This window comes from Tsuneonella sp. CC-YZS046 (assembly GCF_035581365.1).
Classification (GTDB): Bacteria; Pseudomonadota; Alphaproteobacteria; order Sphingomonadales; family Sphingomonadaceae; genus JAWKXU01.
In genome coordinates this window covers 1,569,209-1,592,306 of record NZ_CP141590.1, presented here as the reverse complement: position 1 = coordinate 1,592,306, position 23,098 = coordinate 1,569,209, and the positions used below count along the sequence as shown (strand labels likewise).

The window sequence follows — 23,098 nt, the reverse complement described above, 5'->3', positions numbered from 1 at the left end:
GATGGCCAAGCTTTCCCTTTTCGAACGTCGCCGGCGCCGTGTTCGCACGGCGTTGAAGGCTCGCGGCGGTGTGCGCCCGCGTTTGTCCGTCCACCGCTCGGGCAAGCATATCTATGCGCAGATCATCGACGATGCGCAGGGGCGGACCCTTGCCGCTGCGTCCACGCTGGGCGGCAAGTCCACCGGCGCGAATGTCGATGCGGCCGTGCAGGTAGGCAAGGACATTGCCGAGGCTGCCAAGAAGGCGGGCGTGACCACCGTCGTGTTCGATCGCGGCGGCTTTCTGTTCCATGGCCGCGTGAAGGCGCTGGCTGACGCCGCTCGCGAAGGCGGGCTGGAGTTCTGATGATGGCTGACGAAAACAATATCGAACAGACCCCGGCGGTCGAAGCTCCGGAAGCCGCTGGCATTGCCGCCGCTCCCCAGGAAGAGGCCCGTGAGGGCCGTGGTCGCGGCCGTGGCCGGCGTGACGACCGTGGCGAGCGCGGTGGCCGTGGGCGCCGCGACGACCGTCGCGGACGGGGCGGCAACGAGGAAGAGGGTGGCGAGGAGCTGATCGAGAAGCTCGTCCACATCAACCGCGTTTCCAAGACCGTGAAGGGCGGCAAGCGCTTCGGCTTCGCCGCGCTGGTCGTGGTCGGCGACGGCAAGGGCCGGGTGGGCTTCGGCCATGGCAAGGCCCGCGAAGTGCCGGAAGCGATCACCAAGGCGACTGCTTCGGCCAAGAAGAAGATGGTTCGCGTTCCGCTCAAGGAAGGTCGCACCCTGCATCATGACGGCAAGGGCCGTTTCGGCGCGGGCAAGGTCAATGTCCGTTCGGCTCCGGCCGGCACGGGCATCATCGCGGGCGGCCCGATGCGCGCCGTGTTCGAAAGCCTGGGCGTGGCGGATGTGGTGACAAAGTCGGTCGGCACCTCCAACCCCTACAACATGATCCGCGCCACCTTCGACGCGCTGGTCAGCCAGACCTCGCCGAGGTCGGTGGCGCAGCGGCGCGGCAAGAAGGTCGCCGACCTGCTCGGCCGTGGCGGCGCCAGCGAGGTCGAGGCGGAAGCCGAAGCCGCCGCGATTGTGGAGTGACTACGATGGCGAAGATCAAGATCAAGCAGATCGGCTCTCCGATCCGTCGCCCGGAAAGCCAGAAGAAGATTCTGGTGGGGCTTGGCCTCGGCAAGATGCACCGGGTCGTGGAAGTCGAGGACACCCCGGAAGTGCGGGGCGCGATCGCGAAGCTGCCGCATATGGTGGCGGTTCTCGATTGATTTCGGTGGCGTCCGGTTTTACGGGACGTCACTTCCTTTTCAGCGCGAATTAAAGCGAAAGCGAGTGCAACATCATGAAACTCAATGATCTGCGGGATAATGCCGGTGCCCGGAAGGGCCGCATGCGTGTGGGCCGTGGTATCGGTTCGGGCAAGGGCAAGACCGCTGGCCGCGGCCAGAAGGGCGCCAAGTCCCGTTCGGGCGTGAGCGTCAATGGCTTCGAAGGTGGCCAGATGCCGCTGCACATGCGGATTCCGAAGCGTGGCTTCAACAATCCGTTCGCCAAGGACTACGCCGAGGTGAACCTTGGCATGATCCAGAAGTTCATCGACGCGGGCAAGCTCGATGCCGGCAAGCTGATCGACCATGAAGCACTGCAGGCCGCGGGCCTGGCTCGTGGCGGCAAGGACGGCGTTCGTCTGCTCGCCAAGGGTGAACTGAAGGCCAAGGCCAGCTTCAAGGTGGCCGGGGCCAGCAAGTCCGCGGTTGCCGCGGTCGAGAAGGCTGGCGGTTCGGTCGAGGTCACTGTGCCTGCGAAGGCTGAAGCGGCAGAATAAATCCCCGGAGTTTTCGGGCGGGGGTTCTTGAATCCCCGCTCCATCGCTATATGGCAGGCCTCACTATAGGCGAGGCCAGTCCAAACGGGGTCGGGGCCTCAGCAAGGCTGGTTTATTTCCATGGCATCACGCGCGGACAATCTTGCGAGCAATCTGAGTCTCGCCAATTTCTCCAAGGCTACGGAGCTCAAGAAGCGCATCTGGTTCACGGTGGGCGCGCTCATCATTTTCCGCTTCCTCAGCTTCGTGCCGCTGCCTGGCGTTAATCCGCTGGTGCTGGAATCGCTCTACAACCAGACCAGGGGCGGCATCCTCGATATCTTCAATGCGTTTTCGGGCGGCAGCCTGGAGCGCATGAGCCTCATCGCGCTGGGCGTGATGCCCTATATCACCTCGTCCATCGTGGTGCAGCTGGCGGCGTCCCTGCATCCGTCGCTGATGGCCCTCAAGAAAGAGGGCGAGAGCGGGCGCAAGAAGCTCAACCAGTATACCCGCTACGGCGCGGTGTTCCTCACCATCGTCCAGGGATGGTTCCTGGCGTCGGGGCTTGAGGCATATGGCGCGCAGAGCGGGCTGCAGGCCGTGGTCCAGCCGGGCTACATGTTCCGCGTCGGCGCGGTGATAAGCCTTGTCGGCGGCACCATGTTCCTCCTCTGGCTGGGTGAGCAGATCACCAGCCGGGGCATCGGCAACGGCGTGTCGCTGATTATCATGGCCGGCATCGTCGCCCAGTTCCCGACATTCATCGCCAATCTTTTCGAAGGCGGCCGTTCCGGCTCGATCAGCACTTTCGTGATCGTGGGCCTGGTGCTCATGATCGTCGGCCTGATCCTTTTCATTGCGTTCATGGAGCGGGCGCAGCGCAGGGTGCTGATCCAGTATCCCAAGCGAGCGAGCCAGCGCGGCATGATGCAGGCGGATCGGAGCCACTTGCCGCTCAAGCTCAACACCGCGGGCGTCATTCCGCCGATCTTCGCCAGCTCGCTGCTGCTGCTGCCGCTGACCATCACCCAGTTCGCGGGCAATTCGGTCAGCCCGGACAGCACGACGGGCAGCTTCATCGTCCTGCTCAACCAGTATCTGCAGCATGGCCAGCCGATCTATATGGCGCTCTATGCCGCGGGCATCATCTTCTTCACCTTCTTCTATACGGCGGTCGTCTTCAATCCCGAGGAAACCGCCGACAATCTGAAGAAGAACGGCGGGTTCGTTCCGGGCATCCGTCCGGGCAAGAACACGTCCGACTATCTGGACTACGTGCTCACCCGCATCACGGTGATCGGCGCGGCCTATCTGACCCTGGTCTGCGTCATTCCGGAATATATGATCGCGCAGACGGGCGTGCAGCTCTTCCTGGGCGGTACCAGCCTGCTGATCGTCGTGAACGTGACTGTGGACACCATTACCCAGATCCAGTCTCACCTGTTGGCCCATCAATATGGTGATCTTATCAAGAAGGCTAAACTCAAGGGCCGCTTGCGCTGACAGATGGGCCGGGAGGAGAGCGAGAGGTGAATATCATTCTTCTTGGGCCGCCGGGGGCAGGCAAGGGCACTCAGGCGCAGCGTCTGGTGGACCGTCACGGTATGCGCCAATTGTCGACCGGCGACATGCTGCGCGCCGCGGTCAAGGCGGAGACTCCGGTCGGGCTTCAGGCCAAGGCGGTGATGGAGCGGGGCGAACTCGTTTCCGACGAGATCGTTTCGGCCCTGATCGACGCCGAACTGACTGCGCTGGGCGCTTCGGCAGGCGTGATCTTCGACGGCTATCCCCGCACGGTGGCGCAGGCGGAATCGCTCGATGCGATCCTCGCCAGTCACGACCGCTCGCTCGACTACGTCGTCGAACTCGATGTGGATGAGGATGCGCTGGTGGAGCGCATCACCGGCCGTTTCAGCTGTGCGACCTGCGGCAAGGGCTATCACGACAAGTTCGAGCAACCGGCGCAGCCCGGCACTTGCGACAAGTGCGGCGGGCATGATTTCAAGCGGCGGCCCGACGATAACGAAGAAACCGTCCGCACCCGCATGGCCGAATACCGTGCCAAGACCGCGCCGATCCTGCCCTTCTACGAGGCGCGCGGGATCGTCCGCCGGATCGACGGGATGGCCGATATCGACGCAGTGACGGCGTCGCTCGAAAGCATTGTCGCCGGGGCTCCTGTTTGAAGTTCGGTATCGGCGTTCCGGGGCATGGCGCCCATTCTCCGTCGACTCTGCTTTGACGGCGCCTGATCGATCGGCTATGGTGAATCCATCTTAAATACGCTGTGACCGCTGGTTTACGGCAGCGTCGGCATATATGCGATCTGATCGGTTGACGCGGCGCACGAATCGTTCTAACTGGCAATTTCATTCGAGAAGAGCGGGGTAGTCCGGCAGGCGGCATTTCTGGATGCGCCAACCGGACTTTTTGCCATTGCGCACCTCTTTCGGATCGGTGTGTCTAGCGCGTTGAGATAGAGATCGCGGCCTGTTCCTTCGGGATTGTCCGTCGCCTCTGTGGAGCAGGAGAAATAAGTGGCTCGTATTGCCGGGGTAAATATCCCCACCAACAAGCGCGTGATTGTCGCGCTCACCTATATTCATGGAATCGGTCCGGCCGCCGCGAAGAAGATCGCGGACAAGCTGGGCATTGACCACAGCCGCCGCGTTCAGGATCTGTCCGACGCGGAAGTGCTGCAGATCCGTGAAGCCATTGACGCCGATCATGTCGTCGAAGGCGACCTTCGCCGTGAAACCGCGATGAACATCAAGCGCCTGATGGACCTGGCCTGCTATCGCGGCCTGCGTCATCGCAAGGGCTTGCCTGTTCGTGGACAGCGCACTCACACCAATGCCCGCACCCGCAAGGGCAAGGCGAAGCCGATCGCCGGCAAGAAGAAGTAAGCGGCTGACTTCGGTCTTACGCTTCTCTTCCATTCTTACGACAGGATACGAACCATGGCACGCGAACCCCAGCGCATCAAAAGGCGGGAACGCAAGAACATCACCAGCGGCGTCGCCCATGTGAACGCCAGCTTCAATAATACCATGATTACCATCACCGACGCCCAGGGCAATGCGATCAGCTGGTCCTCGGCGGGGATGATGGGCTTCAAGGGCAGCCGCAAGTCCACTCCCTATGCCGCGCAGGTCGCGGCCGACGATGCTGGCAAGAAGGCCGCTGAACATGGCGTCCGCACTCTTGAAGTCGAAGTAAAGGGACCGGGGTCCGGCCGTGAAAGCGCGTTGCGCGCGCTGCAGGCGGTCGGTTTCACCATCACCTCGATCCGGGACGTTACGCCGATCCCGCATAACGGGGTGCGGCCTTCCAAGCGTCGCCGCGTTTAAGTCGAACCTGTCTGGCGGCCTGACGAGGCCGTCATCCTTCGGATCGGCCGCGGCGCTACGCAAGAAGCTCCGATGGCCGTTCCCGCCAGAATGAACCCTAGGGGAATTACATGTCCGTCAACATCAAGAACTGGCAGGAACTGAAGAAGCCCAACAGCCTCGACATCAAGCCCACTGGCGATGGCAAGCGCAAGGCCACCTTTGTAGCTGAACCGCTGGAGCGTGGCTTCGGTCTGACGCTGGGCAACGCCCTGCGGCGCGTGCTGCTGTCCTCGCTGCAGGGCGCCGCGATCACTTCGATCAAGATCGAAAACGTGCTGCACGAGTTTTCTTCGCTTGCGGGCGTGCGCGAAGACGTCACCGACATCGTCCTCAACGTCAAGCAGATCGCGCTCAAGATGGAAGGCGAAGGCCCGAAGCGGCTTCAGCTTTCGGCGACCGGCCCGGCCGAGGTGCGCGCGGGCGATATCGCGGTCAGCGGTGATATCGAGGTGATGAACAAGGATCTCGTGATCTGCCATCTCGACGAAGGCGCGACGCTGAACATGGAACTCACGGCCGATACCGGCAAGGGTTACGTTCCCGCGGTTTCCAACCGCCCGGTCGATGCGCCGATCGGCCTGATCCCGGTCGACTCGCTGTATTCGCCGGTTCGCCAGGTCAGCTACAAGGTCGACAATGCCCGAGTTGGCCAGGAGCTGGACTTCGACAAGCTGAGCCTGACGGTCGAAACCGATGGCACCGTCACCCCGGAAGACGCCGTGGCCTATGCCGCGCGCATCCTGCAGGATCAGCTTGCCCTGTTCGTCCACTTCGAGGATGCGATCCCGCAGGGCGCTTCTCCGCTGATCGGCGTTGCGGCGCAGCCGGAAGAGAGCGACACCAATCAGCTCAACCGCTATCTTCTCAAGAAGGTGGACGAGCTTGAGCTGTCGGTCCGTTCCGCCAACTGCCTCAAGAACGACAACATCATCTATATCGGCGATCTGGTCCAGAAGACCGAGGCCGAGATGCTGCGCACGCCGAACTTCGGCCGCAAGTCCCTGAACGAGATCAAGGAAGTGCTGTCGAGCATGGGGCTGCGCCTCGGCATGGATATTCCGGGCTGGCCGCCCGAGAATATCGAGGAAATGGCCAAGAAGCTCGAGCAGGAGCTTCTCGGCTGATAACGGGTATCGGCGGCCGCCCCATTGGCCGCCAGGACCGGGCTACCTCATACGGGCCCCTTACGAACGAAGGAATGAGATATGCGTCACAAACTCGCCGGGCGTAAGCTCCAGCGCAAGAGCGGCCACCGCCGCGCTCTTCTGCGGAACCTTGCCGCCGCGCTCATCAAGCATGAGCAGATCCAGACCACCACGGCCAAGGCGCGCGAATTGCGGCCCTATGTCGAAAAGCTGATTACGCTGGCGAAGCGTGGCGGCCTTTCCAACCGCCGTCTGGCCCACTCGCGCCTGATGGACGAGACGCAGGAGCGCAAGCTGTTCGAAGTTCTGGCCGAGCGCTACGCCGGTCGCGAGGGCGGTTATACCCGCATCATCAAGGCCGGTATCCGCGCTTCCGACGCGGCCTCGGTTGCGATCATCGAGCTGGTCGACCGCGATGTGGACGCCAAGGGTCAGGACAGCGGCCCGGTCCAGAACGCAGAGGAATTCGAGGCGGCCTGATCGCTTGCCGATCCGATCCGCCGGCTTATTGAAAGGGCGGTTGCGAATGGTAAGTTCGCAGCCGCCTTTTCCTTTGGGAGCCGCCTTATGTTTCGTTGCGCGAGCCTCGCTTTGGGGGCCGTTTCGGTTCTCTTCTGTGCCTCTTCGAACGCCATGGAAACAGAGCAGGAAACCGTGAGCACGCTGTCCTATCCCGAAACCCGCCGCGACGAGATCGTGGAAACCATATTCGGGGAGAAGATCGCCGATCCCTACCGCTGGCTGGAAGGGGATGTGCGCAGCACCCCGGAAGTGGCGGACTGGGTGGCGCGCGAGAACGCGGTAACATATGCCTATCTGGACAAGCTCCCCGCGAGAAGCTGGTTCAAGGCGAAGATCGCGTCCTTGCTGGATTACGAGCGGTTCTCCATCCCGGAGAAGGCGGGAAAGCGCTATTTCTACACCCGCAATTCCGGACTGCAGAAGCAGTCGCAGCTTTATGTCCGCAACGGCCTGAAAGCCGAACCGCGCCTTCTGCTCGATCCGAACGAATGGTCGGCGGACGGCACCACCGCGCTCGATGCGTGGAAGGCGTCCCCCGATGGGCGCTATCTGGTTTACAGCATTCAGGAAGACGGCAGCGACTGGCGCCGCCTGAAAATCATGGATGTGAAAAGCGGCCAGGATCTTCCCGAGGAGCTGCGCTGGGCCAAGTTCACCAATCTTGCCTGGGCCGGGAAGGAAGGCTTCTTCTATTCGCGCTTTCCGAAGCCGGAAGAAGGGCAGGATTTCCAGAGCCGGAACTACAATCAGGCAATCTGGTTCCATCGCCTCGGAACCTCGCAGGATCAGGATGAGCTGGTCTTCGCCACTCCCGATCATCCCGAGCGCAGCCATCAGGCCGAGGTCACGCATGATGGCCGATGGGCGGTGATTACAAGCTCTTTGGGCACGGACGCGCGCTACGAAGTGCATGTCATCGATCTGGCGCAGCGCGGGAAATCGGGCTGGGCGGCGCGCACGCTGGTGAACGGTTTCGACAATGCCTGGAATTTGATCGACGGCGTGGGCGGGGCCTTGTGGTTCGTCACCAATCAGGATGCGCCGCGCTATCGGGTGATGGTGATAAATCTCGATGCGAAGAAGCCCGAATGGACGCAGGTCATCCCGCAGCTGGAAGAAACGATCGTCGGTGCGTCGCTGGTGGGGGATCGCCTGGTGGTGTCCTATCTCAAGGATGCGGCATCGCGCGCGCTCATCTTCAATTTCGGCGGGAAGGGTGTCGACGAAATCCGCCTGAATGGCCTCGGAACGGCGAGCGGCTTCAAGGGCAAGCCCGGCGATCCGGAGACATTCTTCAGCTTCGCCAGCTTCAATCGGCCTGCCGGGATCTACCGGATGGACCTCACCACCGGCAAAACGAGCGCGTTTGCGGAGCCGAAGCTGACTTTCGATCCCGAGGAATACGCGGTCGAGCAGCGTTTCTACACCTCGAAGGATGGTACAAAGGTGCCGATGTTCCTGGTGCGCAAGAAGTCCGTGGCGGCGGCGGGCATTCCGGTGCCGACCATGCTTTACGGCTATGGCGGGTTCGACATCGCCCTGACGCCCGGTTTCTCGCCCTTGCGCATGGCCTGGCTGGAGGCGGGCGGCGCCTTCGCGATGGCCAATATCCGGGGCGGCGGGGAATATGGCCGGGCCTGGCATGATGCCGGCCGGCTTGGCAACAAGCAGAACGTGTTCGACGATTTCATCGCCGCCGGCGAATATCTCAAGCAGGAAGGCATCGCCTCGCCGCATGGGCTTGCCATCGAAGGCCGGTCCAATGGCGGCCTGCTGGTGGGCGCGGTCGTCAATCAGCGCCCTGATCTGTTCGATGCCGCGCATGCGTCCGTGGGAGTGATGGATATGCTGCGGTTCGATCGGTGGACCGCCGGGCGCTATTGGGTCGATGACTATGGCTATCCGTCAAAAGAGCGGGATTTCCATGTCCTGCGCGCCTATTCGCCCTATCACAATATTCGCAATGGGGTGGACTATCCGGCGGTAATCGTCAGCACCGCCGACACCGACGACCGCGTGGTGCCGGGGCATAGCTTCAAATATGCGGCGGCTCTCCAGGCAGCCGATATTGGCGGCAAGCCGCATATCATCCGCATCGAGACTGGGGCCGGGCATGGTTCCGGCAAGCCGACCGACAAGGTGATCGGCGAGGGGGCCGATATTCTGGCGTTCCTTGCGGAGTGGACGGGATTGGCCTTGCCGGCAACGGAGCAATAAGGGTGTTCATAAAAGAAACGCTTTTTATGAACATTGGCTGTCAGCGAGGTTCAGTCCGATCTCAGTGACGATTCGATAGACCATCCTCATCCGGAGCAGTTCCGCTCCGATTGAAGAGGATGATGCCATGAAGACCATTTCCAAAGCCCTGGTCGGAACCGTCGCGGCTGGCGCGATGGCGATGACTTCGCTCTCCCCCGCCTATGCCCGCAGCGGCGACGGCATCGGCGCGGGCGAGATTATCGCGGGCGCCCTGATTATCGGCGGCATTGCCGCGGTCGCGGCTTCCGCCTCCAAGAACGATCGGGACCGTTATGATTATGGCGGCAACCGCTACAACTACAATGATCGTTACGGGCGGCGCGACAACTCGCGCCAGGCCGTCGATATGTGCGTCCGCACCGCCGAAAATCAGGCGAGCCGCTACAGCTATGGCCGCGCCAAGGTGACCGACGTTCGCCAGATCAACCGCAAGCGCGATGGCTATGACGTGAAGGGCCGGATCGCGGTGAACAATATGGGCCGCGCGTGGCGCAGCGGCGATCGCCAGTATGGCCGCGGCTGGAACAATGATTACCGTGGATGGAACGCCAACTATCGCGGTTACGATGCCGGCAGCTTCACCTGCAAGGTTCGTTATGGACGCGTTGTAGACGTGGACTTCAAGAATATCCGTGGTCTCTGACAGGCTGCGCGATCTTGCAAAGATCCAGGCGGTTCAGGCTCAAGCAAGCCTGGGCCGCCTATTTTCCACCCCAGAGCGCGGTATCCTGCCGCGCTCCATTTGAAGGACTGCCCATATGGCGCGTCTTCTTTCCCGCTTCGCTTCCGCAACAGCCCTGATCTCAGCCTTCTCGATGGCGGCTGCGCCGGCTTCCGCCGCTCCGCTTCCGGCAGCCCAAGGCGGATTGCCAAGCCCCGTCGCTGCGCAGGGCTGGGACGTTCGGCATGAAACCGCCAACAATTATCGCGATTATCGCCGCTGGGGCAGGCATCGCGGCGGCGGTATCGATACGGGCGATGTCATCGCCGGCGTGCTGATCCTGGGCGGCATCGCGGCCATCGCCAGCGCCGCCAGCAACAGCAAGCGGCAGCGCGAGACCGAGCGCTACCCCGACTATCCGGACCGCGATTATCGCGCGGAGGACTATCCCTCGCGCGATCGCCCATACGATTATCGCGGGGATCGGGATGATCGGGGCGGGTATTCCGATGGGCGCGGCATGGATCGCGCCGCCGATATGTGCGTCCGCGAAGTCGAGCGGCGCGAGCAGGTCGATGATGTCGATAATGTCGCCCGCACCGCTGATGGCTGGCGGGTGGAGGGCACCTTGCGCAACGGACGGGAATTCAGCTGCGAGATCGGCAACGATGGCCGGATAGGCGACGTCCGGCTCGATAGGAGCATTGCGGGAGCCGGTTCCGACGATCGCCAGTGGCGGGACGGGGATTATGCCCGCGCGCGGGAGCAAGGCTCCGCTCGAAACGGCGATGACGGACGATACCGCACGGCCGATGTTCCGGATTTCGACGGCGGGGTTTAAGTCCGCGAAAACTCAGCGCGAATAGGGCGGCAGCTCGATCTTCCAGATCAGCGCCGCCCCGCGCAAGGCAAAGCCGGCGGCGGCGGCCACCGACCAGACGATGCCGTCCGGCAATGCGAGCAGGGTGCCGGTCGCGCACAGGGCTGCAGCAAGGGCGGCGGCTGTGACGTAGAGTTCCGGGCGCATGATGATCGATGGCAGTCCCGCCAGCACATCGCGGATGACCCCGCCGATGCAGCCGGTGAACACGCCCATGATGATGGCGGGGAAGGGGGCCACTCCATAGGCGAGCGCCTTGGCCGTGCCGAGCACGGAAAAGGCCGCCATTCCGGCGGCGTCCGCCCATTCGAGCAAACGGCCTTCCCACCAGCGATGCGGCGTGAACCAGGCCACCAGCACCACCGCGAAGATCACCGGCGCGATGTAAGGATCGTGCAGCCAGAAGACGGGCACGCCGATCATGGCATCGCGCACCGAGCCGCCGCCCACGCCCGAGGAGAGCGCGAAGAAGCTCATCGTCACGAAGCTCTGGCGCAGGCGCGCCGCCAGCAAGGCGCCCGACAGTGCGAACACCGCTGTGCCGGCGAGATCGAGAACGGGTGGAAGAACGGTCGGAGCCACCGGCCCGATCCCTCAGATATGGATGGGCTTGCCCCGCACCGCCATCGCCGCTTCCTTGATCGCTTCGGAATGCGTCGGATGGGCATGGCAGGTATAGGCGATGTCTTCGGACAGGGCGCCGAATTCCATCGCCTGGGCCGCCTGGGCGATCATCGTTCCCGCAAGGGAGGCGATGCACCACACGCCCAGCACGCGGTCGGTTTCGGCATCGGCGATCACCTTCACCAATCCTTCGGTATCGCGATTGGTCTTGGCGCGGCTGTTGGCCGCCATCGGGAACTTGCCGACCTTGATTGCGTGGCCGGCTTCCTTCGCGGCTTCCTCGGTCAGGCCGACACCGGCGATCTCCGGCATGGTATAGACCACGCTGGGGATCACGGCATGGTTCACGATGCCGTGCTGGCCGGCGATATTCTCGGCCACGGCGATGCCTTCGTCTTCCGCCTTGTGCGCCAGCATCGGGCCGGGAATCACGTCGCCGATGGCCCACACGCCATCCACCCGCGTGCGGAAATCATGATCGGTTTCGATCTGGCCGCGCTGATTGGTTTCCAGTCCGATCGCTTCCAGGCCCAGCCCTTCGGTGTTCGGACGGCGGCCGATCGCCACCAGCACGCAATCGGCTTCCAGCGTTTCCGCGTCGCCGCCGGCAGCCGGTTCGATGGTCAGCGTGGCTATCTTGCCCTTCACGGCTGCGCCGGTGACCTTGGTCGAAAGCCTGAGTTCCAGGCCCTGCTTCTTGAACAGCTTGCCTGCTTCCTTGCGGATTTCGCCGTCCATCCCGGGCAGGAGCTGGTCGAGGTATTCGACCACCGTGACCTTCGCGCCGAGCCTGCGCCAGACCGAGCCGAGTTCCAGGCCGATCACCCCGCCGCCGATGACGACGAGATGGTTCGGCACCCGGTCCAGAGCCAGCGCGCCGGTGGAATCGACGACGATCCCCTTGGCGTTGTCCACTTCCACGCCCGGCAGGGGAGTGACGGAAGAGCCGGTGGCGATGACGATATTCTTCGCCGTCACCGTTTCGCCCGCCACATCCACGCTATGCGCGTCCTTGAACGCGGCCTTGCCCTTGAGCCAGGTGACCTTGTTCTTCTTGAACAGATATTCGATGCCGCCGGTCAGTTCCTTGACCGCGGTCGCCTTCTCGCCCTGGAGCGTGCCGAGATCCAGCTCGACCTTGCCTGTCCTGACGCCGAACTTGGCCAGCGTGCCATGGGCCGCTTCCTCGAACAATTCGGAGCCATGCAGCAGGGCTTTCGAGGGAATGCAGCCGACGTTGAGGCAGGTGCCGCCCAAAGTCTCGCGGCTTTCCGCGCAGGCCGTCTTCAGCCCAAGCTGCGCCGCGCGGATCGCCGCGACATAGCCGCCCGGACCGGCGCCGATGACGAGGACGTCGTAATCGTAGTCAGCCATTCCCAACTCCTCAGAGATCGATCAGCAGGCGCGTCGGATCCTCGATCGCATCCTTGATGATCTTCAGCGCGGTGACCGCCTCGCGGCCGTCGATCAGGCGATGGTCATAGCTGAGCGCGAGATACATCATCGGCCGGATGACGATCTCTCCACCCACCACCACCGGGCGGTCCTCGATACGGTGAAGGCCGAGCACGGCGGATTGCGGCGGGTTGATGATCGGCGTGGACATCAGCGAACCGAACACCCCGCCATTGGAGATGGTGAAGGTGCCGCCCTTCATGTCTTCCATCGTCAGGGTTCCCTCGCGGGCCTTGGCGCCATATTCGGCGATCGCCTTCTCGATGCCCGCGAAAGACAGCTTGTCCGCATCCCGCACCACCGGAACGACCAGGCCGTTGGGCGCCGAAACGGCGACGGAGATGTCCACATAGTTGTGATAGACAATCTCTTCGCCGTCGATCTGGGCATTGACGGCGGGGATGTCCTTCAAGGCGAGGCAGGCCGCCTTGGCGAAGAAGCCCATGAAGCCCAGCCTCACCCCATGCTTCTTCTCGAACAGGTCCTTGTACTGATTGCGGGCGGCGATCACCGCCGACATGTCGACATCGTTGAAGGTGGTCAGCAGCGCGGCGGTATCCTGCGCGCTCTTGAGCCGCTTGGCGATGGTCTGCCGCAGCCGGGTCATCTTGACCCGTTCCTCGCCCCGTCCGCTGCCCTGGGCCGCAGCCGGGCTTTCAGCCGCGACGGTTGCCGGCGCGTCGTCCGATTTCTTGGCCTGGGCGGCGGCCAGCACGTCTTCCTTGGTCAGGCGGCCATCCTTGCCCGTTCCCTTCACGACCGAAGGATCGATGCCATGCTCCAGCACGGCGCGGCGAACCGCGGGGGAGAGGGTGGTGGCGGAATCCGATGCTTCGGCAGCGGCCGGGGGCATCGAGCGGGAAGCGGGTTCGATCGGCGGCTGGGTCCGCTCCGTCACCGGCTCCGCGCCGGCGGCGGGAATCCCATCCTCGATCATGGCGATGATCGTGCCCACTTCCACGGTGTCGCCCACCGCGAACCTGTATTCGCCCATGACCCCGGCGACCGGAGCGGGAACTTCCACCGCCACCTTGTCCGTTTCCAGGCTGGCGACAGGCTCGTCGAGAGCGACTGCCTCGCCTGGCTTCTTGAGCCATTCGCCGATCGTGGCCTCTGTGACCGATTCACCGAGCGTGGGGACTTTTACTTCGCTGGACATTTGCGATTACCTTTGAGGATCAGCGCTTGTTCTTGGCTTCCTTGCGGCGGATTTCACCGCGCACGGAAAGGCCGAGGGCATCGGCGACCAGGGCCGCCTGTTCGTGGGCATGACGGGTCGCGAAGCCGGTGGCCGGCGAAGCCGATGGCGCGCGTCCCGAATAGCGAGGGCGCGCCACCTTGCCGTTCGCAACGGCCAGCGCCTGCTCGATCTGGCTTTCCACGAAGAACCAGGCGCCGTTGTTGCGCGGTTCCTCCTGGCACCATACCACTTCTTCCAGATTGGTCATCCGCGCGAGGCGCTGGGCAAGCGGTTCACCCGGGAACGGGTAGAGCTGCTCCAGCCGGATGATCGAAATATCCTTGAGATCGGCATTGTCGCGCGCTTCGATAAGATCGTAGGCGACCTTGCCCGAACACAGCACAAGGCGCCGGACATCCCGGTCGTCGATCTCCCTCGTATCGGACACGATCCGGCGGAAGTGGCTTTCGCCCAGGAATTCCTGCGTTTCCGACCGGGCCATGGGGTGACGCAGAAGGGATTTCGGCGTCATGATGACCAGCGGCTTGCGGAACGGGCGAAGCATCTGCCGGCGCAGAACGTGGAAGTAGTTGGCCGGAAGAGTGATGTTGCAGACCTGGATATTGTCGTTCGCGCAAAGCTGCAGGAAGCGCTCCAGGCGAGCCGAGCTATGTTCTGGCCCCTGGCCTTCGTAGCCATGCGGCAGCAGCAGCACGAGGCCGTTGGCGCGCAGCCATTTGGCCTCGCCGGCCGCGATATACTGGTCGATCACGATCTGCGCGCCATTGGCGAAGTCGCCGAATTGCGCTTCCCAGCATACCAGCGATTTCGGGTCCGCCAGCGCATAGCCATATTCGAAGCCCAGCACGCCATATTCCGAAAGCGGGCTGTCGTAGACTTCGAACCGGCCGTGCGGGAGCGTGCACAGCGGGATGAACTTGCGCTCGTCCTTCTGGTCGATCCACACGGCATGGCGCTGGCTGAAGGTGCCGCGCCCGGAATCCTGCCCCGACAGGCGGACATTGTAGCCTTCCGACAGCAGCGAGCCGAACGCCAGCGCTTCCGCCGTCGCCCAGTCGAAATCCTTGCCGTTCTCGAACATCGCGCGCTTGGCGTCGATGACGCGGCGCAATGTCCTGTGGATCTCGAGATCTTCGGGAACCGTGGTCAAGGTGCGGCCCAGGCTCTCGAACAGCTTTTCCTCGATGCCGGTGTGGACGTTGCGCCGCGCCGTTTCCGGATCGGCGGGCTTGTGCAGCCCGCTCCAGCGCCCGGCGAACCAGTCCACCGCATTGGGCTTGTAGCTCTTGGCCGCCTCGAACTCCTGTTCGAGAAGATCGTTGAACTCCGCGCGGGAGGCTTCGGCGAAATCCGGCTCGATCACGCCTTGGGCAAGCAGCCTGTTCCCGTAGATCTCGCTGACCCGGGGATGCTGGCGGATTCGCTCATACATCAGCGGCTGGGTGAAGCTCGGCTCGTCGCCTTCATTGTGGCCGAAGCGGCGGTAGCACCACATGTCGATCACGATGTCGCGGCGGAAGGTCTGGCGATAGTCGATCGCCAGCTTGCAGGCGAAGGTAACGGCTTCCGGATCATCGCCATTGACGTGCAGGATCGGGGCCTGAATGCCCTTGGCGACGTCGGATGGATAGGGGGATGAGCGCGCGAATTGCGGGCTGGTGGTGAAGCCGATCTGGTTGTTGATGACGAAGTGGATGCAGCCGCCGGTATTGTAGCCGCGCACGCCCGAGAAGCCGAGGCATTCCCAGACGATGCCCTGGCCGGCGAAGGCCGCGTCGCCATGGATGAGCACGGGCAGCACCTGCTCGTGCTTGCCCAGATCCTCGCGGAACGCCTGCTGCGCGCGCACCTTGCCCAGCACCACCGGGTCCACCGTTTCGAGGTGGGAGGGGTTGGGCACCAGGCTCATATGCACCTTGATGCCGTCGAACTCGCGGTCGGTGCTGGTGCCGAGGTGATACTTCACGTCGCCCGAGCCGCCGACATCGTCCGGATTGGCGGAGCCGCCCGAAAATTCGTGGAAGATGACCCGGTAGGGCTTGGCCATCACATTGGCGAGCACGTTGAGGCGGCCGCGATGGGCCATGCCGTAGACGATCTCGCGCACTCCATACTGGCCGCCGTATTTGATGACGGCTTCCAGCGCGGGAATCATGGATTCGCCGCCGTCCAGGCCGAAGCGCTTGGTGCCGACATATTTCTTGCCGAGGAATTTCTCATATTCCTCGCCACGGATCACGGCGGACAGGATCGCCTTCTTGCCGATGGCGGTGAAGTCGATCGACTTGTCCGCGCCTTCCATGCGGTCCTGCAGGAAGCGCCGTTCGTCCACATCCGAGATGTGCATGTATTCCAGGCCGACCTTGCCGCAATAATTCGCGCGCAGGATTTCGACCAGCTCGCGCACGGTGGTCCATTGCAGGCCCAGGCTTCCGCCGAGATAGACCTTGCGGTCGAGCGCCTCGTCTGAAAATCCGTTATATTCAGGGGTCAGGTCGGCGGGCAGTTCGCGATGGCTGAGGCCCAGCGGATCGAGATCCGCGGCCAGATGGCCCCGCACCCGATAGGTCCGGATCAGCATCATGGCGCGGATCGAATCCGCGGCCGCCGTCTCGATCGCGGCATCATCCAGCGGCGCGCCGGCCTTGGCCGATGCCTTGCGGATGGTGGCGGCGATTGCGGTGGGGTCGAGCGCGGGGGTGAGGTCGTCGCCCGCGGAGGTTTCGCTCAGCGGCCAGCGCGGGTTCTGCCAGCTTGGGCCGGGTTGCGGGCCGTCCTGTGCCTGGTCGGGAAGAAAATCGTGCAATTCGTTACCCATCGGGGTCACCTTCAATCACCGGCTATTCGCATTCCCATTCCCGACCGGCGGCCGGCGCCCTTGCGGAGCGCCGGCCATGCCCGGTCAGGCGATTTCCTTCAGCAGCGCATCCAGTGTGGTGCCCAGTTCGCTGGGGCTGGGGGACACGCGGATGCCTGCCTCTTCCATCGCCGCGATCTTGTCCTCGGCGCCGCCCTGGCCGCCGGACACGATGGCGCCGGCATGGCCCATGCGGCGGCCCGGAGGAGCGGTGCGGCCGGCAATGAAGCCCACCATCGGCTTCTTGCGGCCGCGCTTCGCCTCATCCTTGAGGAATTGCGCGGCTTCCTCTTCGGCCGAGCCACCGATTTCGCCGATCATGATGATCGACTTGGTGTCGTCATCGGCCAGGAAAAGCTCCAGCACGTCGATGAAGTTGGTGCCGTTGACGGGGTCGCCGCCGATGCCCACGGCCGTGGTCTGGCCCAGGCCGATGTTGGTGGTCTGGAACACGGCTTCATAAGTCAGGGTGCCGGAACGGCTGACGACGCCGACCGAGCCCTTCTTGAAGATGGAGCCGGGCATGATGCCGATCTTGCATTCCTCGGGCGTCAGCACGCCGGGGCAGTTCGGGCCGATCAGGCGCGACTTGGAACCGGAAAGCGCGCGCTTCACGCGGATCATGTCCAGCACAGGGATGCCTTCGGTGATGGCGACGATCAGTTCCATCTCCGCGTCGATCGCTTCCAGGATCGAATCCGCGGCGAATGGCGGCGGAACGTAGATGCAGCTGGCGGTGGCGCCGGTCGCAGCCTTGGCTTCGGCAACGGTGTTGAAGTTGGGCAGGCCGATATGGGTGGTGCCGCCCTTGCCGGGAGTCACACCCCCAACCATCCTGGTGCCGTAGGCGAGCGCCTGTTCGGTGTGGAAGGTGCCGGTGGCGCCGGTCATCCCCTGGGTGATGACTTTGGTGTTCTTGTCGACGAGAATGGACATGGAAAACTCCTGGGACGGGGGGATCAGGCCAGCGAGCCGTCGATGCCCTTGCAGGCGTCGAGCAGTTCCTTGACCGCGTCGACCGAAACCTGGAGGCCGGCCTTGTCGGCATCGTCCAGTTCGATCTCGATGACCTTTTCCACGCCATTGGCGCCGATCTGCACCGGCACGCCGACATAAAGCCCGTCGACGCCATAGGGGCCGTCGACATAGGCGGCGCAGGGCAGGATGCGCTTCTGGTCGTTCAGATAGGCTTCGGCCATGGCGATGCCGGATGTGGCCGGTGCATAGAACGCCGAGCCGGTCTTCAGCAGGCCCACGATCTCGCCGCCGCCCGAACGGGTGCGCTGCACGATGGCGTCGATCTTCTCCTGGGTGGAGAGGCCCATCTTGATGAGATCGGGCACAGGGATGCCGTTGACGGTGGAATAGCGCACCACGGGAACCATGGTGTCGCCATGGCCGCCCAGCACGAAGGTGTTCACGTCGCGGATCGAGACGCCGAATTCCCAGGCGAGGAAGGTCGAGAAGCGGGCGGAATCGAGCACGCCGGCCATGCCGACGACCTTGTTGTGGGGCAGGCCGGAGAATTCGCGCAGCGCCCAGACCATCGCGTCCAGCGGGTTGGTGATGCAGATCACGAAGGCGTCCGGGGCATTTTCCTTGATGCCTTCGCCTACCGACTTCATCACCTTGAGGTTGATGCCGAGCAGATCGTCGCGGCTCATGCCCGGCTTGCGGGCCACGCCGGCGGTGACGATGATGACGTCCGCGCCCGCGATGTCCTTGTAATCGTTGGTGCCGGTGATGTTGGCGTCGAAGCCTTCGATCGGGCCGCATTGCGACAGGTCGAGCGCCTTGCCCTGAGGAACGCCTTCGACCACGTCGAACAGGACGATGTCACCCAGTTCCTTCTGCGCCGCGAGGTGGGCCAAGGTGCCGCCGATGTTGCCGGCGCCGATGAGGGCAATCTTCTTGCGAGCCATAAGTCGACGAATTCCTTCCCTTTTGCGGGAGCTGGCGGCTGGCAAATGGCACAACCCCACGTCCCGCAGTGGGGAAGGCGCCGATGGACGGGGTTGCCCTAGGCTCGCCCGGACCCGATTGCAACCGCCAAAGCAAGAGGTTTCCAACTATTTTAAGATAATGGTTCGCAATATCTATAAGGGCGTGGGAAAACCCTTTTTCCGGGCCTGTGGGCGGGCGGGAACGGGCAATTTTCCTGTGTTGCGGCTACGCATAAAGCTGCCGGCGACGGAAAGGAATATCCCGCGAGCGGCGCCGGGTCGGCCGGGTCACGCGGCGTCCTTCTCCCGCTCCTTCACCAGCAGCATCGAGGCAAGGTAGTCCGGAACGGCGCGGCTGAAGTAATAGCCCTGGCCGAGGGTGCATCCCGCATTGCGGACCGCGCGGACCTGCTCGATCGTCTCGAGCCCCTCGGCGACGATGTCGAGTTCGAGGGTGGAGCCCATCCCGGCGACGGCCCGGAGGATGGCGTCGCTCTTGCGCCCGACATTGGCGCCGGACACGAAGCTGCGGTCGACCTTGATCTTCTTGAAGGGCAGCTTGTTGATATAGCCCAGAGACGAGAAGCCGGTGCCGAAATCGTCCAGCGCGAAGCGGATGCCGATCGAGGACAGCTCTTCCATGAACTGGGTCGTGTGGCTGTCGTCGTCCAGGAACAGACTTTCGGTGACTTCCAGCTCCAGCCGCCTCGGGTCGAGCCGCGCATCCTTGAGCGCATTGAGGATGCCCAGGGCCGCGCCGGGCGCCTTGATCTGCAGCGGCGAAAGATTGACGGCCACCGTGACGTCCTCGGGCCACTGCGCGCAGGCGCGCGCCGCCTGGCCGGTGATCCAGTTGCCCAGCGTGATGATGAGGCCGGTTTCCTCCGCCACCGGAATGAATTCGTCCGGGCGAAGCTCTCCCTTTTCCGGGTGGAACCAGCGCACCAGCGCCTCGAAGGTCCGAATGCGGCCGGTTTCCAGATCGACGATCGGCTGGAAGAAGACCGACAATTCGTTGCGCTGGATCGCGCCGCGCAGCTCCGCCTCGATCTCGCGGCGGCGAACCAGGTCGCGAGTCATGGATGCCGTGAAGAAGCTGGCCTGCCGCCTGCCGCTGACCTTGGCGTGATACAGCGCCAGGTCGGCGCTCTGCATCAATGTATCTACGTCGGCGCCGTCTTCGGGCAGCACGGCGATGCCCATGGATGCGCCGATCTCCAGGCGATCTCCATCGATCCGGAAGGGGCGCGTGATCTCGTCGAGAATCCGTCCGGCCAGTTCCTCGCACTCCAGCCTGGTATTCAGGTCGCAGGCGACGATGAATTCGTCGCCGCCGAAGCGCGCGACGGTCGCGTCCTGCGGAACCGAGTTGCGAAGCCGCCTGGCGACCTCCGCCAGCAGCTTGTCGCCCACGGGATGGCCGAGGGTGTCGTTGACTTCCTTGAAGCGGTCGAGGTCGATCCACAGCAGCGCCAGCCGGTGATCGTCGGGCAGAGTCATGAATTTCTCGGCTAGCTCGTAATTGAGGCCGGCCCGGTTGGCCAGCCCCGTGACGATGTCGGTCCGGGCAAGGACCTGCATTCGCTCGGCGAGCCGCGCGCTGGTTTCCGCCTCGGCCACGGACTTCCTCAGCGCGTCGTTCACATTCGCGGTGATCTCCATCATTGCCGGCAGCACCAGTACCAGCGCCACGGCGAGGGCCAGATAGGCGAGGTTGAGGTCGATCAGGGCATTGAAGCTGGCGAGCGAGATCAGCGGAATCAGCGAAAGGAACAATTGCCCGATGGCGATGAAGGGCCGGCCCGCATTGCGCGCGGAAATGCCCACGCCATAGATGATCGCGTTCGCCACCAGCAGGATCAGGATCTCGACTTCGACATGCCGCGCGATCGCGAACGCCGCGAGCACGCCGACGGTGAGGGCGTAGCTGAACGCGCCCACTTCGTAGAGCTGTTCGAGCCGCCTGGCATTCTGTTCGTTGCGGTTGCGCGCCAGCCAGAGCGCGTTGGTGACGCGCGCGATCGCGATGATCGTGAGCGCGACGCAGCCGTAGATGAGCCAGGGATCGTTGCTGACATAGGCGCCGATGCCGCTGGTCGAAATCCCGCAGATCGCGCCGATCACGAGGCTGCGCGGCTGCGAATAGAGCGTATCCACCATCAGGCGCCGGACCCGATCGTCGATCGCGTCCGTGCCGTTCAGGCCATTGAATATGCGCCGCAACCTTTGAATAGGTCTGCTCCTGAGAGAGTTCCCAGGGAGCATTTACCGGGAAAGCGTCACCGATTGGTTAAGAGCGCGCTAACGGCGACGATGGTGATATGCCGGACTGGATGGGCCCGAGGCCGGCGAATGCGATGCCGTTCAGCCCCGGCCGTTGCCGTCGCCCAGGCCGCCTTCGATCACTTCCCGGGCCAGCTGGCGGGCAACGCATTTGTCCAGGGTCCGGCAGATCGACATCCAGCGGTCATAGGATTGGCGATCGTTGGAAAAGAAGGCTTCCTTCGCTTCGTCCCGCGCCTGCTTGGCCGCGCCGAGCCCGTGCCGCGCGAAATAGCGCAAGGCGGTGTGCAGCAGCTGCTCGGCGTTCTCATCCGGATGATTGTCATTCGCCGCAATCGAGAACGCCGCTCTGGCGGCGAACCGGGTGGAGGGCATGAACCTGCTGTTCCGCGCCGCGGCGAAATGAATCGTCATTGGGGCTCCGTTTTCGGGTATACCGTGGGGAGCGCCAGTGTAGCGGGGCTTGGCTAATCCTTTCTTTGGAGTCTTGGTTTCGAAAACCGCCTCTGGCGTTAACCCTGTTCCCGCGAGCAGCTCCGGCACCCAGTGATTCACGGCTTTACGATCCATTCGCCGCTGCGCGCATATTCGGGCCGGACGCTTCCGGCAGTGGGCAGGTTCGATCCGGCGTAGAGATTCTCGCCGCCACGGCTTCGGACTGCTTCTGTATAGTCCGGCGCAATGGATTGATTGGAAATGCTTTCCCTGGATACGACGGCGGTGGATGCGGCCTGCGCAAATGCGGCCGGATCGGGAGCGGGCACATCGGCAGCGTCAGGGCGCAGCAATGCGGATGCCGCGGGTTCGGCGCCGAAATAGACGTTGCGGAATGCGGCGGGCCGGCCCGCCGCGCCGCCGAAGCGGTAGAAGATATGCGCCCCGATGATGCCCACCTGGGTCAGGCTGTCGGCCCAGTAGGGATGGACGGCGATGGTGTGGTAATGGGTCGCCAGCCCGATCGGCGCATAGACCGAACCGGAAAGGGCGGCTTGCGCGACGGCCCGCGCGCGATCCCAGCCGAAGCGGGAAGGAGTCCGCGCCAGGGCGCCGTCGCAGGTGAAGGTGAACTGGCAGCCGGTCTTGCGGGTGGAGCCCTGATACACCACGCCGCAGACCGTGTCGGGATAGGCGGGATGGGCCACGCGGTTCAGCACCACCTGCGCCACCGCTCTTTGCCCGGGGTCGGATTCGCTGGCGGCTTCGTAATAGATCGCCTGCGTCAGGCAGTGCAGGGCGCGCTCCTGATCGGTGGCGGTGCCGCGCGGGACGAGCGGCATGGCGGCCGGGCCGGCGATTGCCTGCTGGCTGCGCGCGTCGATATTTTCATTGTCCCAATGCGCGCCGGGCGCCAGCGGATCGCGCAATTGCGGAAGCGGGGCCTGGGAATCTTCCGCCAGATAATAGAAGGCGGAGCCGGGGAAACTTTCACCGGCTTTTTCAAAGGGCATCGCGGCAGCCGCCGCGGTGGTTTCGTCCTGCAGCAATGCCCAGTCGCCCGGCGCGGCGAAGGCCGGGACGGCCACCGCCACGGCCAGCGCGACAAGACGCCGGCCGCGATGCTTCACCCGCTGGCGCGCGGCCGCAGGGCGCGCGCGCCGCGAGAAGCGGGCACGAAATTCCCCGGGGCGTTCGTCTTGGATGGAAGCAGAAATTGTCACGCGATTCCCTGGATACATATCTGCGCTGAACGGCGCGCCTCGGCGCGTAATCCGGGACGGAAGCGGAAGCACTCCGTAATTTCGATCCGTGCCGAAGCGGCACAGCTCTCTCGAAAAGCCTTAATGATGCGGCTCTTGCACCGGCTGCCCGGCGCGCATATGGGCCGGGGCATGTCACGGGTGTCCGCTTCGGCGGGCCTAAGAGGGAAGCAGGCCTGATTCCTGCGCTGCCCCCGCAACTGTGACCGGGGAGCGCCTTGCCTCCAATGCCACTGGCCTCAGGGTTGGGAAGGCTGTCTCGGCGCGATGATCCGGGAGCCAGGAGACCTGCCCGTCGATGGTCGTTCAAGCCGCCGGGCGGGGTGTACCGATGGCAGCGATCCGGGATGGCGTCTGACATGCGCCAGCCTCTCGCCA

22 protein-coding genes and 1 riboswitch are annotated in these 23,098 nt (G+C 63.8%); of the genes, 13 read left to right on the top strand and 9 right to left on the bottom strand.

Annotated features, from left to right (window positions below; translation table 11 throughout):
- Position 1 precedes the first annotated feature (1 nt).
- The 13 genes from rplR to U8326_RS07745 all read left to right on the top strand — a co-directional run bounded on the left by rplR (position 2) and on the right by U8326_RS07745 (position 10,621).
- Positions 2–346: a 50S ribosomal protein L18 gene (gene rplR / locus U8326_RS07805; protein ID WP_324743407.1), complete on the top strand. Its 345-nt coding sequence runs from the start codon at positions 2–4 to the stop codon at positions 344–346.
- Between the two features lie 2 nt (positions 347–348).
- Entirely contained in the window at positions 349–1,080 is a 732-nt protein-coding gene (gene rpsE, locus U8326_RS07800) for a 30S ribosomal protein S5 (protein ID WP_324743554.1), read from the top strand.
- 5 nt (positions 1,081–1,085) lie between these two features.
- Positions 1,086–1,262 carry a 50S ribosomal protein L30 gene (gene rpmD / locus U8326_RS07795; protein ID WP_324743405.1) on the top strand — a complete coding sequence of 59 codons (177 nt, stop codon included), beginning with the start codon at positions 1,086–1,088 and terminating at the stop codon, positions 1,260–1,262.
- 74 nt (positions 1,263–1,336) lie between these two features.
- Positions 1,337–1,819, top strand: coding sequence for a 50S ribosomal protein L15 (gene rplO / locus U8326_RS07790; RefSeq protein ID WP_324743404.1), 483 nt, complete (start codon positions 1,337–1,339; stop codon positions 1,817–1,819).
- Positions 1,820–1,939: 120 nt separating this feature from the next.
- Positions 1,940–3,304: a preprotein translocase subunit SecY gene (gene secY, locus U8326_RS07785; RefSeq protein WP_324743402.1), complete on the top strand. Its 1,365-nt coding sequence runs from the start codon at positions 1,940–1,942 to the stop codon at positions 3,302–3,304.
- A gap of 26 nt (positions 3,305–3,330) precedes the next feature.
- On the top strand, positions 3,331–3,987 hold the full coding sequence (locus U8326_RS07780) for an adenylate kinase (protein WP_324743401.1): 657 nt from the start codon (positions 3,331–3,333) through the stop codon (positions 3,985–3,987).
- A 351-nt stretch (positions 3,988–4,338) separates the two neighbouring features.
- Positions 4,339–4,707 (top strand): 30S ribosomal protein S13, encoded by a 369-nt coding sequence (gene rpsM / locus U8326_RS07775; RefSeq protein ID WP_324743399.1) that lies wholly within the window; start codon positions 4,339–4,341, stop codon positions 4,705–4,707.
- A 54-nt stretch (positions 4,708–4,761) separates the two neighbouring features.
- Positions 4,762–5,151 carry a 30S ribosomal protein S11 gene (gene rpsK, locus U8326_RS07770; RefSeq protein WP_054530236.1) on the top strand — a complete coding sequence of 130 codons (390 nt, stop codon included), beginning with the start codon at positions 4,762–4,764 and terminating at the stop codon, positions 5,149–5,151.
- A 110-nt stretch (positions 5,152–5,261) separates the two neighbouring features.
- Positions 5,262–6,317 (top strand): DNA-directed RNA polymerase subunit alpha, encoded by a 1,056-nt coding sequence (locus tag U8326_RS07765; RefSeq protein ID WP_324743397.1) that lies wholly within the window; start codon positions 5,262–5,264, stop codon positions 6,315–6,317.
- 81 nt (positions 6,318–6,398) lie between these two features.
- Positions 6,399–6,818, top strand: a complete 420-nt coding sequence (gene rplQ, locus U8326_RS07760; RefSeq protein ID WP_324743396.1) for a 50S ribosomal protein L17 — start codon at positions 6,399–6,401, stop codon at positions 6,816–6,818.
- A 153-nt stretch (positions 6,819–6,971) separates the two neighbouring features.
- The gene (locus tag U8326_RS07755; RefSeq protein WP_324743395.1) at positions 6,972–9,077 is read left to right on the top strand and encodes a prolyl oligopeptidase family serine peptidase; all 2,106 of its coding nucleotides are present in this window, start codon (positions 6,972–6,974) and stop codon (positions 9,075–9,077) included.
- Positions 9,078–9,204: 127 nt separating this feature from the next.
- Positions 9,205–9,762 carry a hypothetical protein gene (locus tag U8326_RS07750; protein WP_324743393.1) on the top strand — a complete coding sequence of 186 codons (558 nt, stop codon included), beginning with the start codon at positions 9,205–9,207 and terminating at the stop codon, positions 9,760–9,762.
- A gap of 115 nt (positions 9,763–9,877) precedes the next feature.
- Complete coding sequence (locus U8326_RS07745) at positions 9,878–10,621, top strand: hypothetical protein (RefSeq protein ID WP_324743392.1); 744 nt, start codon at positions 9,878–9,880, stop codon at positions 10,619–10,621.
- A gap of 12 nt (positions 10,622–10,633) precedes the next feature.
- Here the strand turns inward: U8326_RS07745 and U8326_RS07740 are convergent, their stop codons facing one another.
- From U8326_RS07740 to U8326_RS07700, 9 genes are all read right to left on the bottom strand, one after another.
- Positions 10,634–11,242, bottom strand: coding sequence for a trimeric intracellular cation channel family protein (locus U8326_RS07740; protein WP_416385523.1), 609 nt, complete (start codon positions 11,240–11,242; stop codon positions 10,634–10,636).
- Positions 11,243–11,254: 12 nt separating this feature from the next.
- The gene (gene lpdA, locus U8326_RS07735) at positions 11,255–12,658 is read right to left on the bottom strand and encodes a dihydrolipoyl dehydrogenase (protein ID WP_324743391.1); all 1,404 of its coding nucleotides are present in this window, start codon (positions 12,656–12,658) and stop codon (positions 11,255–11,257) included.
- Between the two features lie 10 nt (positions 12,659–12,668).
- Complete coding sequence (odhB, locus tag U8326_RS07730; RefSeq protein ID WP_324743389.1) at positions 12,669–13,898, bottom strand: 2-oxoglutarate dehydrogenase complex dihydrolipoyllysine-residue succinyltransferase; 1,230 nt, start codon at positions 13,896–13,898, stop codon at positions 12,669–12,671.
- A 19-nt stretch (positions 13,899–13,917) separates the two neighbouring features.
- Positions 13,918–16,758 carry a 2-oxoglutarate dehydrogenase E1 component gene (locus tag U8326_RS07725; RefSeq protein WP_324743388.1) on the bottom strand — a complete coding sequence of 947 codons (2,841 nt, stop codon included), beginning with the start codon at positions 16,756–16,758 and terminating at the stop codon, positions 13,918–13,920.
- Between the two features lie 84 nt (positions 16,759–16,842).
- On the bottom strand, positions 16,843–17,733 hold the full coding sequence (gene sucD / locus U8326_RS07720) for a succinate--CoA ligase subunit alpha (RefSeq protein WP_324743387.1): 891 nt from the start codon (positions 17,731–17,733) through the stop codon (positions 16,843–16,845).
- Between the two features lie 23 nt (positions 17,734–17,756).
- Positions 17,757–18,719 carry a malate dehydrogenase gene (gene mdh, locus U8326_RS07715; RefSeq protein ID WP_324743384.1) on the bottom strand — a complete coding sequence of 321 codons (963 nt, stop codon included), beginning with the start codon at positions 18,717–18,719 and terminating at the stop codon, positions 17,757–17,759.
- Positions 18,720–19,028: 309 nt separating this feature from the next.
- Positions 19,029–20,963 carry a putative bifunctional diguanylate cyclase/phosphodiesterase gene (locus U8326_RS07710; protein ID WP_324743383.1) on the bottom strand — a complete coding sequence of 645 codons (1,935 nt, stop codon included), beginning with the start codon at positions 20,961–20,963 and terminating at the stop codon, positions 19,029–19,031.
- Positions 20,964–21,104: 141 nt separating this feature from the next.
- Positions 21,105–21,437, bottom strand: coding sequence for a hypothetical protein (locus U8326_RS07705; RefSeq protein ID WP_324743382.1), 333 nt, complete (start codon positions 21,435–21,437; stop codon positions 21,105–21,107).
- A gap of 137 nt (positions 21,438–21,574) precedes the next feature.
- Positions 21,575–22,681 carry a cell wall hydrolase gene (locus U8326_RS07700; RefSeq protein WP_324743381.1) on the bottom strand — a complete coding sequence of 369 codons (1,107 nt, stop codon included), beginning with the start codon at positions 22,679–22,681 and terminating at the stop codon, positions 21,575–21,577.
- A gap of 161 nt (positions 22,682–22,842) precedes the next feature.
- Positions 22,843–23,031: riboswitch (cobalamin riboswitch) on the top strand.
- Positions 23,032–23,098: the final 67 nt, after the last annotated feature.

Coding starts and splice junctions, on each gene's coding strand:
- rplR (WP_324743407.1), top strand. CDS start 2: ATGGCCAAGCTTTCCCTTTTCGAACGTCGCCGGCGCCGTGTTCGCACG.
- rpsE (WP_324743554.1), top strand. CDS start 349: ATGGCTGACGAAAACAATATCGAACAGACCCCGGCGGTCGAAGCTCCG.
- rpmD (WP_324743405.1), top strand. CDS start 1,086: ATGGCGAAGATCAAGATCAAGCAGATCGGCTCTCCGATCCGTCGCCCG.
- rplO (WP_324743404.1), top strand. CDS start 1,337: ATGAAACTCAATGATCTGCGGGATAATGCCGGTGCCCGGAAGGGCCGC.
- secY (WP_324743402.1), top strand. CDS start 1,940: ATGGCATCACGCGCGGACAATCTTGCGAGCAATCTGAGTCTCGCCAAT.
- rpsK (WP_054530236.1), top strand. CDS start 4,762: ATGGCACGCGAACCCCAGCGCATCAAAAGGCGGGAACGCAAGAACATC.
- U8326_RS07765 (WP_324743397.1), top strand. CDS start 5,262: ATGTCCGTCAACATCAAGAACTGGCAGGAACTGAAGAAGCCCAACAGC.
- rplQ (WP_324743396.1), top strand. CDS start 6,399: ATGCGTCACAAACTCGCCGGGCGTAAGCTCCAGCGCAAGAGCGGCCAC.
- U8326_RS07755 (WP_324743395.1), top strand. CDS start 6,972: ATGGAAACAGAGCAGGAAACCGTGAGCACGCTGTCCTATCCCGAAACC.
- U8326_RS07750 (WP_324743393.1), top strand. CDS start 9,205: ATGAAGACCATTTCCAAAGCCCTGGTCGGAACCGTCGCGGCTGGCGCG.
- U8326_RS07745 (WP_324743392.1), top strand. CDS start 9,878: ATGGCGCGTCTTCTTTCCCGCTTCGCTTCCGCAACAGCCCTGATCTCA.
- lpdA (WP_324743391.1), bottom strand. CDS start 12,658: ATGGCTGACTACGATTACGACGTCCTCGTCATCGGCGCCGGTCCGGGC.
- odhB (WP_324743389.1), bottom strand. CDS start 13,898: ATGTCCAGCGAAGTAAAAGTCCCCACGCTCGGTGAATCGGTCACAGAG.
- U8326_RS07725 (WP_324743388.1), bottom strand. CDS start 16,758: ATGGGTAACGAATTGCACGATTTTCTTCCCGACCAGGCACAGGACGGC.
- sucD (WP_324743387.1), bottom strand. CDS start 17,733: ATGTCCATTCTCGTCGACAAGAACACCAAAGTCATCACCCAGGGGATG.
- mdh (WP_324743384.1), bottom strand. CDS start 18,719: ATGGCTCGCAAGAAGATTGCCCTCATCGGCGCCGGCAACATCGGCGGC.
- U8326_RS07705 (WP_324743382.1), bottom strand. CDS start 21,437: ATGACGATTCATTTCGCCGCGGCGCGGAACAGCAGGTTCATGCCCTCC.